The organism is Kribbella hippodromi (assembly GCF_039531045.1).
GTDB classification, from domain to species: Bacteria; Actinomycetota; Actinomycetes; order Propionibacteriales; family Kribbellaceae; genus Kribbella; species Kribbella hippodromi.
Window position 1 is genome coordinate 319,823 of the sequence record NZ_BAAAPH010000003.1, and the last position, 12,434, is coordinate 332,256.

Here is a 12,434-nt window from a genome sequence, read left to right on the forward strand (position 1 = left end):
GTGAAGAAGAATCCGGGCAGGCGCGACCGGCCCACCCCGCGCGCAAGCACGGGTCGTGAGCCGGGATCAGCGCCGAGTACGCTCGGCCGCGAAGCACTCCATGGACGTGATGCTAGCGGGCGGCCGGTGGAACGGCGACCGGGACCGCCAGCACCTGGCCGGTGCGGGGGTCGGTGGTGAGGCGGGTGAGGTTGTCGGTGATGCTGTCGTTCATGCGCCACTCGGCGGTGAGGACGCAGAGCGTCGGGCCGTCGAAGTCGGCCAGCGTGAGCGCGAACGGCGCCCGGTTTTCGGACAGCTCGATGCGGTCCAGGATCTCGCCGCCATCGGCCACCCGGACAACCGCCGTACCGCCGGTCTGAACCCAGATAGCGCCCTCGGCATCAAGGCAGATCCCGTCCGGACCGAGGTTCTCGGCGTACGTGCGACGGTTCGACAGGCCACCGTCCGCCTCGACGTCGAACGCAGTCAGCCGGCCGGCGAGCGACTCGGCGATCACCAAGGTACGGCCGTCCGGCGTGAGCACCATCCCGTTCGGGAACTGGATGTCGTCCGCGACCTGCCGGACCTGCCCATCGGGCGTGACCAGCTTGATCCACCCCGGCTTCGGCGCCTCACCACCGGCGAAATCGAAGTCGGCACCGTTCAGATAGATGTTGCCTTGGGCATCCACCACCAGCTCGTTCGCACCCTGCTCGGACAGCACGGTGACCGTACCGTCCGGCTCGTAGCGGCGCAGCTTGTCGCCGGTCGTCAGCATCCGGCCGTCCGGCAGCCAGTCGATCGACCAGCCCATCAGGCGTCCCATCGGCACCTCGGCGTACTCCGCCCTGCCGTTCGCGTCGACAGCCACCACCTGCTGGTCGATCCAGTTGGCGAACCACAACCGGCCGTCGTGCCAGCGAGCCGACTCGGGGATCCCTAGACCGTCAAGTAGGACCTTCATCCTGTCACCTCGTTCGTGTCGGGTCTTTTACCCACTACACGAACGAGGAACGACCGGATCGACGGCTGAGAACGAAAAGAACAGCAATCAGCGGGAGCGTCACCAAGTACGCCAAGCGCAGGTCTAGTACCCGGGCCAGCACTGCTAGGGCTGCTGGTGCGAGCAGGATGGCCGTACCCGAGGCGAGCGCGCCGATGGCGGCCAGGCGGGCTGAGCTGAGTCCAGGAAGCGCAACCAGCGCCGCCACTGTCACCGGGTAGAGCGGAGCGACGCCTAGGCCGGCCACGACCAGACCGAGAGCCACCACGGCCGGGGAGTCGAACAGGCTGACCAGCAGCGTGCCGCACGCGGCCAGCGCCCCAGACGGCAGAACCGGCGACCAGCCGCGCCACCGGATCGGACCTATCGCCCTACCAACCGCCATGCCGATCGGGAACGAGCTGCCTAGCAACGCCGCCGTGGCAGTGGGCAGGCCGGACGCCACCAGTCGCGCTACTGCCCAAACCACGAAGCAGAACTCCACTGAGACGGCCAGCACGACCCGCAGCCAGCCGACTCCTACGTCCACCACCACGCGCCGTCCTACCCGCCGCCACTTCCGGCCCAGCCCTACGGCCGGCGCGGAGTCGATCAGCACCGGGACCGGCGCTTGCGTTGTTGCTGGCTGAGCTGTTGGGCGCCGCCGGGTGCGTAGGGCGAGGTACAGAAGTGGTGGTGCCGCTAGCAGCATCGCCAGTCGACCGGAGGGACCTAGCCCGTCCAGTACGCCGATGGTGACCGGTGCGAGGATGCCGATCCCGCTCGCAACTGCATTGACCCGGCTGAGGCGCTTGTCGGCCATCGGACCGTTCAGCATGAGTGGAGCGACCAGTACGAGCAGTGCACCGCCCAGTCCAACCAACAGCCCGCCACCGATCACCGCGGCGTACGTAGGGCCGACTGCGATCAGCACCGCACCGATCGCGCAGACAACCGATCCGAAGCCGAGGACAGTGGGCACCGGCCATCGCCGCAGCAGCCACGGCCCGGCGAACGCGACCAGCATCAGCCCGATCGCGAACCCCGAGGACAGCAAGGTCAGCCGGCTGGTCGGCTCGTTCAGGTCGCGGGCGAGGATGGCCACACAGGCGCCGAGGCCGGCCAGGACGAATCCCATCGCCGACAGCGCGATCCCGATGCGTACCTCGTCGTCCCGGGCGCCGGCGTCCACCGGGGTCGCCGAGCCGGCGGTCATTCCAGACCTTTGAAAAGCCCGTCGAGCCGGTGCAGGTCCGGCAGTTCGAGGTCGGCTTCGATGCCCTTCAGCCCCGCGGTCCGCGCGCCGGCCGCCTCCCCGGCGGTCCGGCCGACGACGGTGTCCTCGACCACCAGGCAGTGCTCCGCCGGTACACCGAGGATGCCCGCAGCCCGCAGGTAGCCCTCCGGGTCGGGCTTGCCGTTCTCGACGTCGTCGATGGTGACGAGGACCCGCGGCTCGATCCCGCCCGCGTTCAGCCGGACCTTCGCCAGCTGCGCGGGCGCACTGGTGTAGACAGCCCACGGCATTCCGATCCGCTCGAGCGTGCCGATCAGCTCCACCGCGCCCGGCGTCGCCACGATGCCCTCGACGTCGTTGACCTCCAGGTCGTACACCCGCTGCCACGCCGCGGCCCGCTCGGCCGGCGTCGCGTCCGGCAGGAACTGCGCGATCGTCGCCTCGGCCGGATTACCGTGCGCGACCGCCAGCACCTCGGCCGGCGACAGCCCGTACTCGACCGCCCACCGGCCCCAGCTCCGGTCGACGACCGCATCGGAATCGACCAGCGTCCCGTCCATGTCGAACAGCACCGCGCGGATGTCCCGGATGTCCATTCACCCTCCCGTTCGAGGGTCCTCAGACACCCTCATATACTCGTTCTCCGAGCATAAGCGGAAGGTTGCGATGACTCCAGTGCGGCGGGGGCAATGGCAGACGGCTGCGGACGTTTTGACCCAAGTTGCCCGTCAGCCGGGGATTACGCGGGCTGGTGTGGCGCGGGCGCTCCGGTTGAGTACTGGGTCGGCGACGGAGGTGACTGCTCGGCTGCGCGACGTGCAGTTGCTGACCGAGGAGCCCGCACCGAGCCGGGGGCGCGGGCGGCCGACCACACTGCTGCGGGCGCATCCGGAAGGACCTGTGGTGCTCGCTCTCGACCTGCGGCAGAGCAACTGGCGTACTGCCATCGTCACGTTGGACGGGTCGCTGGAGAACCACCAGTACAAGCGGCATCGGAGTCGGCGCGCTCAGGTGGTACTGGACAACCTGCGACGACAGGTGGAGCAGACACAAGAGCAGTACGGCGTACGCCTGCAGATGGTGAGTCTTGCCGTACCAGGCACTGTCCGCGACAACCACCTGCTGCAGGCGCCGACGCTGGAGTGGGCGGAGCTGGACCTGACTGCTGTTGCCGGCGAGCTTCCACTGCTGGCGGGGAACGACGCGACGCTGAGTGGGGTGGCAGAAGCGCGGACTGGTGCGGCGGCTGGTGCCGGTACGGCGGTGCATCTGATCATCGAGGTGGGGATCGGCGGGACGCTGCTGATCGATGGGGTACCAGCACACGGTGCATCCGGTGCGGGTGGTGAGTACGGGCATATGCCGTTCGGAGACCGCGCGCGTACTTGTCCGTGTGGTGCGCGTGGGTGCTGGGATCTGGAGATCGACGGGCGTGCACTGGCTCGGCAGCTTGGGGAAGCGACGCCGGACGATCCGGTGCGTTACACCGAAGCGGTGCTACGGCGTACTGACCGGGCTGCTCTTGCGGCGGTCGCCCAGGTGGTGTCGGCACTGGCTTCGGGGATCGCGGGGCTGGTCAATGCGCATGACCCGGATGTGGTGACGATAGGTGGGCTGGCGATCCCGTTGCGGGCTGCTGCGCCGGATGCGTTCGACGAGGCGTACCGGGGTGGGCTGATGACGTTCCACCGTGGTGCGCCGCCGCCGGTGCTGGCTGCGACGCATCAGGTGGACGGACCGCTCCGGGGGGCGGCCGCGCTGGCGCTGGATCAGCTCACCAGCGAGCCGGCCATCGCCGCCTGGGCCGCCCGGCACTAGTCGACCGAAACCCCTTCGCCAACCTCCGCCGAGCCGCCTCCAGCTGGGCCGCCTGCTGCCGGGCCGTCTGCTGCTGGGCCGGCTGCCGCTGGGCCGGCTGTTGCGGGGCCCTCGGCACCGTCCTGGGGGCCTTCCGCTGACTCGTCCTCAGGGGCTGGTTCGGGTTTGGGCTTGGGGACGATCGGGGGCTCCACCTTCGCCAGGATCTCGATGATGTCGTGGCGGTGGTGCTGGATCTCGTGTGCGGTGTGCCGGATGATCCAGCCCAGCGTGCGCGGTGCCCGGACCGGGTAGTTGTACAGGCCGAGCTTCCCCAGCTCGTGCGGCTGCAGCACCCGCGCCGCCGCGCCGAACTCCCGTGCGTTCCGCACCAGCGCGGCCGCGACCTCCGCCGGGTCCTGAGTCTCGTACTTCTCCTGCTTCACCCGGCCAGTCCGGTCCATCGGCGCGTACACCGGGCGGTCCTCCGCCAGGCACTGCGCGATCCGGAGCCGCTGCACCTCGAGTACGTCGCGCACGTGGCACGCGTACTCGATCGCCGACCAGACCTCCGGCTCCGGCCGGAGCCGGACGACGCTCTGGTCCGGTCCGGCGGCTGCCTTGGTCAGTGCCATGCTGCAGTCGGCCGACTGGCGGATCAGCAGGGTCACAGTCCCCTGCAGATCACCGGTGTCGTAGTTGAAGCCACACTGCTCGCAGTACCCGTCGACCGGGGGCCGCTCGCTCAACTGCCACTCCCTCGAAATCTCCATGCGTGATCAACCGGACCGATGCCGTCGCCGAGCGCGAACCCGGCGGCGATCGCTCCGGTCACATACTCCTTCGCGGCGCCGACAGCTCCCGGTACGTCGTACCCACGAGCCAGGTACGACGCGATGGCGCTGGCCAAGGTGCAGCCGGTGCCGTGCGTGTGCCTGTTGTCGGCGCGGACCGCACTGTACGACCGCCGTACGCCGGGACCGTGCAGCACGTCCACAGCAGCCGTACCGACGTCGTGGCCACCCTTCACCAGCACCCAGGTCGCACCGGCGTCCATCAGCACCTTGGCCGCGGTCTCCCGGTCTTCGAGTGTCTCCAGCTCCACCCCGGACACTGGACCAAGCTCAGTGAGGTTCGGGGTCAGGACAGTCGCCAGCGGAACGATCTCCGACCGTACGGCGTCCATCGCGTCAGCGGCGAGCAGTGCGTCGCCATGCTTGGACACCGACACCGGATCGACCACGATCGGTACGTCGTCCGGCAGCGTCCGCAGCAGCTCGGCCACGACCCGGACCATCGACTCCGACGCGAGCATGCCGGTCTTCACCGCGTCGACCCCGATGTCGCCGACGACACTGTGGAACTGCGCCCGAACCTGCTCCGCGGGCAGCTCCCACGCACCCTGTACGCCGAGGCTGTTCTGCGCGGTGATCGCGGTCAGCACGCTCATGCCGTGGACGCCGTTGGCGAGCATCGCCTTCAGGTCCGCCTGGATTCCGGCTCCGCCACCGGAGTCGGAACCGGCGATCGTCAGCACTCTTGGCGGCGGCATCCTCAACTCCTGAAATGGGCGTGTCCGGTGTCCGCAGCATACGGCGCGCCGTCCACGGTCACGGTCCCGGCCGGGCGTTCCTCGTTGCCCTCGGCAACCGAGCCGATCACGGTCCAGCCCTCGGGCACGTCGGCCGGCTCGAAGGTCCCGACCAGCGCGTGGTCCTCGCCGCCGGTGAGCACGAACTTCAGCGCGTCCACACCGGTCGCGGCAGCCACCGCCTGCAACGGCTCCGGCACCGTCAGCGCCTTGGTGTGGAGGTCGATGATCACCTGGCTCGCCGCCGCGATGTGACCGAGGTCGGACAGCAGCCCGTCGCTGACATCGCACATCGAGGACGCCCCGGCGAGCGCGGCCCGCGGACCTTCCGCGTACGGGGGTTGCGGGCGGCGGTGTGCTTCGACGACGGCTCGCGGCGACCGGAATCCACGGGCGAGCACCGTCCAGCCCGCATCGGCCCAACCGAGCCGTCCCGCGTACGCGACCTCGTCTCCTGGGCGCGCGCCGGACCGCAGCACCGGCGCCCGGCCGTCCAGCGAACCGAACGCGGTCACCGAGACCACGATCTTGTCCGACTGGACGGTGTCGCCGCCGATGATGCTCGCGCCGACCAGCTCACACTCGTCGACCAGGCCCTGGTTCAGCTCCAGCGCCCAGGCCGTCGGCAGCTCGGCGGGCGCTCCGAAACCGACCACGAGCGCCGTCGGGCGGGCGCCCATCGCGGCCACGTCGGCCAGGTTCTGCGCGGCGGCCTTGCGGCCCACGTCGTACGCCGAGGACCAGTCCTGGCGGAAGTGCCGGCCCTCGATCAACAGGTCGGTGGTGATCACCATCCGGCCGTCCGGCACCGCCATCAGGGCAGCGTCGTCACCAGGCCCGACCAGGACGTCCTCACTTGTGGACAGCCCCTTGGTGACGGCCGCGATCAGGCCGAACTCACCCGTGCTCCCCAACGTCTCTGTCACGTCAACAGACCTCCCATGTACCCACCGGGAGTCTAGGCGGTACCGTGACCAGGCAACGAAGAGTACGCCCGGCCGGTCCGCAGTACGCTCCCAGTATCCGCTGGGACTGCGAGCGGAGTACAGCCGGAGCCAGCTGAGGACGACTGAGTGGAGAACGACGTGGTGGTCCAGGCCTACATCCTGATCCAGACCGAGGTCGGCCGCGCGGCCGACGTCGCCGCGCAGATCGCCGAGGTCCAGGGCGTCACCCTGGCCGAGGACGTCACCGGTCCGTACGACGTGATCGTCCGCGCCGAGGCCCGCAACGTCGACGAGCTGGGCAAACTGGTGGTCGCCCGGGTCCAGAACGTTCCCGGCATCACCCGCACGCTGACTTGCCCCGTCGTCCACATCTGATCGCCGGGAACGGGGACCGGTCCGGCTTCGGTATGCCCAAAATCCTGCTCGCCGCGCTCGGCCTGATCGTGCTCGCCGGGTGCAGCCCCGGCGCCGCGCCGGTGCCGGTCCCCTCCCCCGGGCCGGAGGTCACCGCCGCGTGCACCGAGCTGGTCAAGGCGCTGCCGGACAAGATCCTGGACGCGAAACGCCGCGACACCAGCCCGAAGAGCCCGCTCACCGCCGCGTACGGCGACCCGCCGATCGAGGTGACCTGCGGCGTCGCGCCACCGGCCGGGATGGCCGAGGCGCAGTCCCAGTGCTTCGAGGTGAACGGCGTCGGCTGGTTCGCCAAGCAGGTCGAGAACGGCTTCATCTTCACCACCATCGGGCGCGAGCTGTACGTGGAGCTGGCCGTCCCGGACAAGTACTCCCCCGAGGCGAACGCACTGACCGACGTCGCGGAAGTTGTCCACAGCCACGACAAACTCGTCACTCCCTGCACCTGACGACTGCATACTCCCTGGCGAGAACGAAACTCGCCTGCTGGTCCTCGTGCTGATCGTGTCCGGTTCCGGGCGGCGGGGGCGACGTTTCGGGTGGAGGCATCCTGGAGGGGATGCCCGGACGACGGGAGTGACCGATGAAGTACATGATCCTGACGTACGCGTCGCAGCAGGACTACGACGGGATGGCGGGGAAGGACACCGGGAAGCCGGCCTGGCAGCCGGAGGACTTCGCGGCGATGGGCGCCTTCATGGAGAAGTTCAACAACGACCTGATCGAGTCCGGTGAGCTGGTGGAGACGCGCGCGCTGTCGGCGCCGGTGCTGACGCGGCGGCTCGGGTCGAAGGACGGGCAGCCGGTGGTCACCGACGGGCCGTACGCGGAGACCCAGGAGGTGCTCGCGGGTTACTGGATCGTCGAGTGCGAATCGTTCGACCGGGCCACCGAGATCGCGTCCAGGCTCGCGGACACGCCGGCGCCGGAGTTCGTCCGCGCGACGGCGTACGCAGACATCCGCCCGTTGGTCGACGGACGCGACGAGCTGGTGGGCTGATCGCGATGACCAGCGCGTTCGAGGACCAGTTGCGGGAGCTGGCGCCGCAGGTGCTCGGTGCGCTGGTCCGGCGGTATGGGCATTTCGACACGGCTGAGGACGCGGTCCAGGAAGCGTTGCTGGCGGCGGCTCAGCAGTGGCCGGTCGACGGGGTGCCGGAGAGTCCGCGGGGCTGGTTGATCACGGTGGCTTCCCGGCGGCTGACGGATCTGCTGCGGCGGGAGCAGTCCCGGCTACGGCGAGAGGAGCGGGTCGCGCAGTGGGCGTTGCAGGGTGAGCCGGTCGCGGACACCGACGACACCTTGGTCCTGCTGTTCATGTGTTGCCATCCGTCGCTCTCACCGGCCTCGCAGATCGCGTTGACGTTGCGGGCAGTGGGCGGTCTCACCACCCTGGAGATCGCCCGGGCCTTCCTGGTGCCGGAGGCCACGATGACCCGGCGCATCACCCGTGCCAAAGCAGCAGTCAAGGAGAGCGGCGCCCGGTTCACGCTCCCGGCCGACCGCGAGGAGCGGCTGGGGGCGGTGCTGCATGTGGTGTACCTGATCTTCAACGAGGGGTACACGACCACCGCAGGGCCGAGCCTGCAGCGTGTCGAGCTGGCCGCCGAGGCGATCCGGTTGGCCCGCATGCTGCACCGCCTGCTGCCGGACGATCCCGAAGTCTCCGGCCTGCTGGCATTGCTCCTGCTGACCGATGCCCGCCGGCCGGCGCGGACCGGGCCGTTCGGTGAGTTGGTTCCGATGGCGGAGCAGGACCGCTCACTGTGGATTCCCGAATTGATCCAGGAAGGAGTCGGCCTGATCACCGCCACGTTGCCGCACGGACCGATCGGCCCGTACCAAATGCAGGCCGCGATCGCTGCCGTCCATGACGAGTCGCCGTCCGCCGAAGAGACCGACTGGCCGCAGATCGTCGCGCTCTACGAAGTGCTGCTGCAGTTGACGGACAACCCGATGGTTGCCCTCAACCACGTAGTAGCTGTAGCCATGGCCCGCGGCCCGGCCGAGGGTCTCGCGTTGCTCGATGCGCTGGCCGACGACGCCCGGCTCGCCAAGGACCACCGCGTACCGGCGGTCCGGGCACACCTACTCGAAATGTCCGGCGACCCAGCCGCGGCCCGCGCCGCCTACGAACTGGCCGCAACCCGCACAACCAGCCTCCCCCAACAGCGCTACCTCCACACCCGCGCGAGCCGCCTGTAACCCCCAGCCCCGCTCACCCCGCGCACCACCGATGCCGCACAGCGCACACCTAGCGGTGTCTTTGGGTTGGCGGCTGGCGGCTGGCGGCTGGCGGCTGGCGGGTTATGTGACCACTGTGAGCCGCGGGTGAGCGCGGGTGAGGTGGTGGGCCGGGGATGGCAGGAGCAGGTTGAGCGCTCCGTATCCAACCGGATGCGCCGGCCACCCGGTTTGGGGTACCCAACTGCCCATTCCAGGCGTACAACCCGCCCCACTCCACGTACACAACCACCCCCAAACCGGTTTGGGGGTGGTCAATCGACTCAGCGCAGCAGCCGGTTGACGAAACCGGCGGAGGCGCTCGGTTCTCCACTGCTGTTGTGGGTTCTCGACTGTTGTAACGGTGGAGAACCCACAACAGCAGTGGAGAACCCGGCCCTGGTGACTGAATGGACCCTGGACTCCGGGTACGGCGCGCAACCCCAACAGTTACTTCCTACCGCCTGTGGGTCCACAAGCGGCGTTCCGTCGGGCGGTCGTTGGTTGTCGTGCCGGAGGCGCTGGCGAAGTGGCGGCTGAGGCGGTTGCCGGAGGTGTAGGGCCGCCAGCCGGGGTTGCCGGTGGTTGCGAAGTCGATCCAGGACTTGTGGACGAGATCGGCCAGGTGTTGCGGCGGGGCGAGACCGAGCAGGGTTGCCGTCGCCGGATCGTCGAGATTGTCGAAGACGAAAGGAAGTTCAACAACGTGGCTGGCGCCCAGTTGACCGTTGCAGGCGGGTGATCGCCAGGCGAATTCATAGACGTACGTACCGGGTTGCGCCTCGGCGAGACGAAGGGCAGGGATGCGGTAGTACGAATCGGTCATGATCGCGGCCAGTACGTCGCCCGGGGTGGCGCCGGGTCGGTTCGCGCGGTACCTGCGTACGCCACGCGCCGGCAAACCGAAGCGCATCGCCGCACCGAGGTACAGCAGTGGGACGTTGATCCGGGCACCGACACCCGTCGGTACGAAGAACAGGCGTGCTTCCTCGCTGTTGCTGCCGACCAGGAGATCGATGTTCGCGGCGGCGCCGGCGCGGATGCGGTCGAGTGGCGGCGCGGGTAGTACGTCACCATCGACGACTGGGCTGAACGGCAGCAACGTACGAGCCACGTCGCCCCACACTTTGGCCCGGGGTTTCGCTGCGGCCTGCTGGCTGAGTTGTTCTTGGGCGGCGATCAGGCGATCCATCGGCACCGCGGCGATGGCCTCGCGGGTCGGTGCGGTGCCGAGTACGTCGGCGAGGCGGTTGGCGACGATCCGCGCGGTGTCCGGGCCGATCGTGTTGGCGGCGGCGCCGGACTGGGCGATCGCTCGGTGGAACAGTCCTTCGGCGGCGGGCATCGCGAGCAGGGTGCAGACGCTCATCGCGCCGGCCGATTCGCCGAACACGGTGACGTTGCCAGGGTCGCCGCCGAAGTTGGCGATGTTGTCGCGGACCCAGGTGAGTGCGGCGACCTGGTCGAGCAGGCCGAGGTTCGGGCTGCCTTCGCCGAACCAGAGGAAGCCGTCCGCGCCGAGGCGGTAGTTGATCGTGACGAGTACGACGCCGTCGCGGGCGAAGTGCGTGCCATCGTACACGGACAACGCACCGGAACCGCTGGTGAAGGAGCCGCCGTGGATGAACACCATGACCGGTGCCTTGCCGGTCAGGCCTGGGGTCCAGACGTTCAGGTTCAGGTAGTCGTCGCCCGGGATGACCATCCGCGGCGCGAAGTCGGCCAGATCACCCTCGGCCCGGCTCTGCGGCGCGGTCGGCCCGTAGTCGGTCGCATCCAGCGGCCGGTCCCACACCTCCGGCGCCCGCGGCGGCCGAAACCGATCCACCCCCACCGGCGCCGCCGCATACGGAATCCCCTTGAACACCAGCACCTCGGACGCACCCGAGGACGAGCTCGCCGGCGAGCCGCTCGGCGAACCGGCGGTGGAACGATCCGACGGGCTCGCGGACCAGTCGCCGGACGAGCTCGTGGTGGAGCGACTGGACGACCCGCTCGACGCGGTTCGGTCGTCGGGGTCGACGGTTGTGCCGCGAACCGGGCCGTACTGGGTGTCTGCCAGTGTCATGCCGGCCCGGATCGTGTGCTTGCCGCCATGTCAGCTCGTCAGCGCAGCCCGGTCTTGCGGGTCATCGCCAGCGTGAGCAGGTGCTCGACCAACGCCGGGTAGTCCTTGCCCGACGCCGCCCACAACCGCGGGAACATGCTGGTCGGCGTGAACCCAGGCATCGTGTTGATCTCGTTGATGATCACCTTGCCATCGGCATCGACGAAGAAGTCGACCCGCGCCAGCCCTTCCCCGTCGATCGCATCGAACGCGATCAGCGCCTTCGCCCGCACCTCCGCCGCGAGCTCCTCGGGCAGGTCGGCCGGCACCGAGAGCGCGGTGTACTCCTCACCCTCCGGCAGGTACTTGGTCTCGAAGTCGTAGAAGTCGTGCCCGCCACCCGAGATCGCGATCTCGCCGCAAACACTGGCCTGCGGCAGCGCGCCGTCCAGCCCACCGAGGACGCCGACCTCGATCTCGCGCGGGTCCTTCGCGGCCGCCTCGACGATCACCTTCGGGTCGTGCGCGCGCGCCTCGGCGATCGCGTCGTCGAGCTCGGCCAGGCTGTTCACCTTGCTGATCCCGAGGCTCGACCCGCCGCGGCACGGCTTCACGAACACCGGGTACCCGAGCGCGTCCACGGCCGTCCGGCACGCCTCCGGGTCACGAATCCAGTCCCGGTCCCGGATCAGCACGTACGGCGTGACGTCCAGCCCCGCGCCCTGGAAGACGACCTTCATGTGGTGCTTGTCCATCCCGACCGCGCTGGCGAGCACCCCGGAACCGACGTACCGGATGTCCGACATCTCCAGCAAGCCCTGGATCGTGCCGTCCTCGCCCCAGGGGCCGTGCAGCAGCGGGAACACCACGTCGACCTGACCGAGCGTGCTCGGCACCTGCTCGGGTTCGCTGATCACGAGCTCACGGTTCGCGCCGAAGAGCACCGGCAGCGCGGTCACGTCGACCTCCGGGAGCTTGCCGTCGGTGATCGACAGCCGCTCCGGGTCGCCGCTCTCCAGCACCCAGTGCCCGCTGGTGCTGATCCCGACCGGAACCACGTCGTACTTGTCGCGGTCGATCACCTGCAGCACGTTCGCCGCGGTCACACAGGAGATGGCGTGCTCGCTCGACCGGCCACCGAACACGACGGCGACGCGGGGTTTGCGCTTTTCTTCCGAGAACTCACTCACCGGCTCGACTGTAGCGGTCCCGAG

The 12,434-nt window shown here is 69.2% G+C and carries 13 protein-coding genes; 5 read left to right on the plus strand and 8 right to left on the minus strand.

Annotated elements, in window-relative coordinates:
* Positions 1-112 precede the first annotated feature (112 nt).
* The 3 genes from ABD260_RS06415 to ABD260_RS06425 are packed head-to-tail and all read right to left on the minus strand — an operon-like array spanning position 113 to position 2,797.
* The gene (locus ABD260_RS06415; protein ID WP_344232404.1) at positions 113-946 is read right to left on the minus strand and encodes an SMP-30/gluconolactonase/LRE family protein; all 834 of its coding nucleotides are present in this window, start codon (positions 944-946) and stop codon (positions 113-115) included.
* A gap of 34 nt (positions 947-980) precedes the next feature.
* Complete coding sequence (locus ABD260_RS06420) at positions 981-2,180, minus strand: MFS transporter (RefSeq protein WP_344232405.1); 1,200 nt, start codon at positions 2,178-2,180, stop codon at positions 981-983.
* Complete coding sequence (locus ABD260_RS06425) at positions 2,177-2,797, minus strand: HAD-IA family hydrolase (RefSeq protein ID WP_344232406.1); 621 nt, start codon at positions 2,795-2,797, stop codon at positions 2,177-2,179. Before ABD260_RS06425 ends, ABD260_RS06420 begins: the two co-directional genes overlap by 4 nt.
* 70 nt (positions 2,798-2,867) lie before the next feature.
* Here ABD260_RS06425 and ABD260_RS06430 point away from each other — a divergent pair, with 70 nt between their 5' ends.
* Complete coding sequence (locus ABD260_RS06430) at positions 2,868-4,019, plus strand: ROK family transcriptional regulator (RefSeq protein ID WP_344232407.1); 1,152 nt, start codon at positions 2,868-2,870, stop codon at positions 4,017-4,019.
* On the opposite strand, the gene ABD260_RS06435 is transcribed toward ABD260_RS06430, so the two are convergent.
* Genes ABD260_RS06435 through ABD260_RS06445 form a run of 3 tightly spaced genes read right to left on the minus strand, consistent with a single transcriptional unit; the run spans position 4,016 to position 6,515 of the window.
* On the minus strand, positions 4,016-4,747 hold the full coding sequence (locus tag ABD260_RS06435) for a DinB family protein (RefSeq protein ID WP_344232408.1): 732 nt from the start codon (positions 4,745-4,747) through the stop codon (positions 4,016-4,018). The two genes, ABD260_RS06430 and ABD260_RS06435, sit on opposite strands and share 4 nt — an antisense overlap.
* On the minus strand, positions 4,744-5,550 hold the full coding sequence (gene thiD / locus ABD260_RS06440) for a bifunctional hydroxymethylpyrimidine kinase/phosphomethylpyrimidine kinase (protein ID WP_344232409.1): 807 nt from the start codon (positions 5,548-5,550) through the stop codon (positions 4,744-4,746). Before thiD ends, ABD260_RS06435 begins: the two co-directional genes overlap by 4 nt.
* A gap of 2 nt (positions 5,551-5,552) precedes the next feature.
* Positions 5,553-6,515 carry a thiamine-phosphate kinase gene (locus ABD260_RS06445; protein ID WP_344232410.1) on the minus strand — a complete coding sequence of 321 codons (963 nt, stop codon included), beginning with the start codon at positions 6,513-6,515 and terminating at the stop codon, positions 5,553-5,555.
* A gap of 159 nt (positions 6,516-6,674) precedes the next feature.
* Between ABD260_RS06445 and ABD260_RS06450 the strand changes: the two genes are divergently transcribed.
* The 4 genes from ABD260_RS06450 (at position 6,675) to ABD260_RS06465 (ending at position 9,155) form a co-directional block, all read left to right on the plus strand.
* Positions 6,675-6,911 (plus strand): Lrp/AsnC family transcriptional regulator, encoded by a 237-nt coding sequence (locus tag ABD260_RS06450; RefSeq protein ID WP_170990044.1) that lies wholly within the window; start codon positions 6,675-6,677, stop codon positions 6,909-6,911.
* A gap of 32 nt (positions 6,912-6,943) precedes the next feature.
* A complete protein-coding gene (locus ABD260_RS06455; RefSeq protein ID WP_344232411.1) occupies positions 6,944-7,399 on the plus strand; it encodes a DUF3515 domain-containing protein in 456 nt (151 codons plus the stop codon).
* A 134-nt stretch (positions 7,400-7,533) separates the two neighbouring features.
* Positions 7,534-7,950: a YciI family protein gene (locus tag ABD260_RS06460; RefSeq protein WP_344232413.1), complete on the plus strand. Its 417-nt coding sequence runs from the start codon at positions 7,534-7,536 to the stop codon at positions 7,948-7,950.
* 5 nt (positions 7,951-7,955) lie between these two features.
* On the plus strand, positions 7,956-9,155 hold the full coding sequence (locus tag ABD260_RS06465) for an RNA polymerase sigma factor (RefSeq protein ID WP_344232415.1): 1,200 nt from the start codon (positions 7,956-7,958) through the stop codon (positions 9,153-9,155).
* Between the two features lie 475 nt (positions 9,156-9,630).
* On the opposite strand, the gene ABD260_RS06470 is transcribed toward ABD260_RS06465, so the two are convergent.
* Both ABD260_RS06470 and ABD260_RS06475 read right to left on the minus strand, forming a co-directional pair.
* Positions 9,631-11,241 carry a carboxylesterase/lipase family protein gene (locus ABD260_RS06470; RefSeq protein ID WP_344232416.1) on the minus strand — a complete coding sequence of 537 codons (1,611 nt, stop codon included), beginning with the start codon at positions 11,239-11,241 and terminating at the stop codon, positions 9,631-9,633.
* Between the two features lie 38 nt (positions 11,242-11,279).
* A complete protein-coding gene (locus ABD260_RS06475) occupies positions 11,280-12,410 on the minus strand; it encodes a D-alanine--D-alanine ligase family protein (protein ID WP_344232417.1) in 1,131 nt (376 codons plus the stop codon).
* Positions 12,411-12,434: the final 24 nt, after the last annotated feature.

Excerpts from the sequence above, each read along its gene's own strand:
- ABD260_RS06415 (WP_344232404.1), bottom strand. The coding sequence starts at position 946 with ATGAAGGTCCTACTTGACGGTCTAGGGATCCCCGAGTCGGCTCGCTGG.
- ABD260_RS06420 (WP_344232405.1), bottom strand. The coding sequence starts at position 2,180 with ATGACCGCCGGCTCGGCGACCCCGGTGGACGCCGGCGCCCGGGACGAC.
- ABD260_RS06425 (WP_344232406.1), bottom strand. The coding sequence starts at position 2,797 with ATGGACATCCGGGACATCCGCGCGGTGCTGTTCGACATGGACGGGACG.
- ABD260_RS06430 (WP_344232407.1), top strand. The coding sequence starts at position 2,868 with ATGACTCCAGTGCGGCGGGGGCAATGGCAGACGGCTGCGGACGTTTTG.
- thiD (WP_344232409.1), bottom strand. The coding sequence starts at position 5,550 with ATGCCGCCGCCAAGAGTGCTGACGATCGCCGGTTCCGACTCCGGTGGC.
- ABD260_RS06455 (WP_344232411.1), top strand. The coding sequence starts at position 6,944 with ATGCCCAAAATCCTGCTCGCCGCGCTCGGCCTGATCGTGCTCGCCGGG.
- ABD260_RS06460 (WP_344232413.1), top strand. The coding sequence starts at position 7,534 with ATGAAGTACATGATCCTGACGTACGCGTCGCAGCAGGACTACGACGGG.
- ABD260_RS06465 (WP_344232415.1), top strand. The coding sequence starts at position 7,956 with ATGACCAGCGCGTTCGAGGACCAGTTGCGGGAGCTGGCGCCGCAGGTG.
- ABD260_RS06470 (WP_344232416.1), bottom strand. The coding sequence starts at position 11,241 with ATGACACTGGCAGACACCCAGTACGGCCCGGTTCGCGGCACAACCGTC.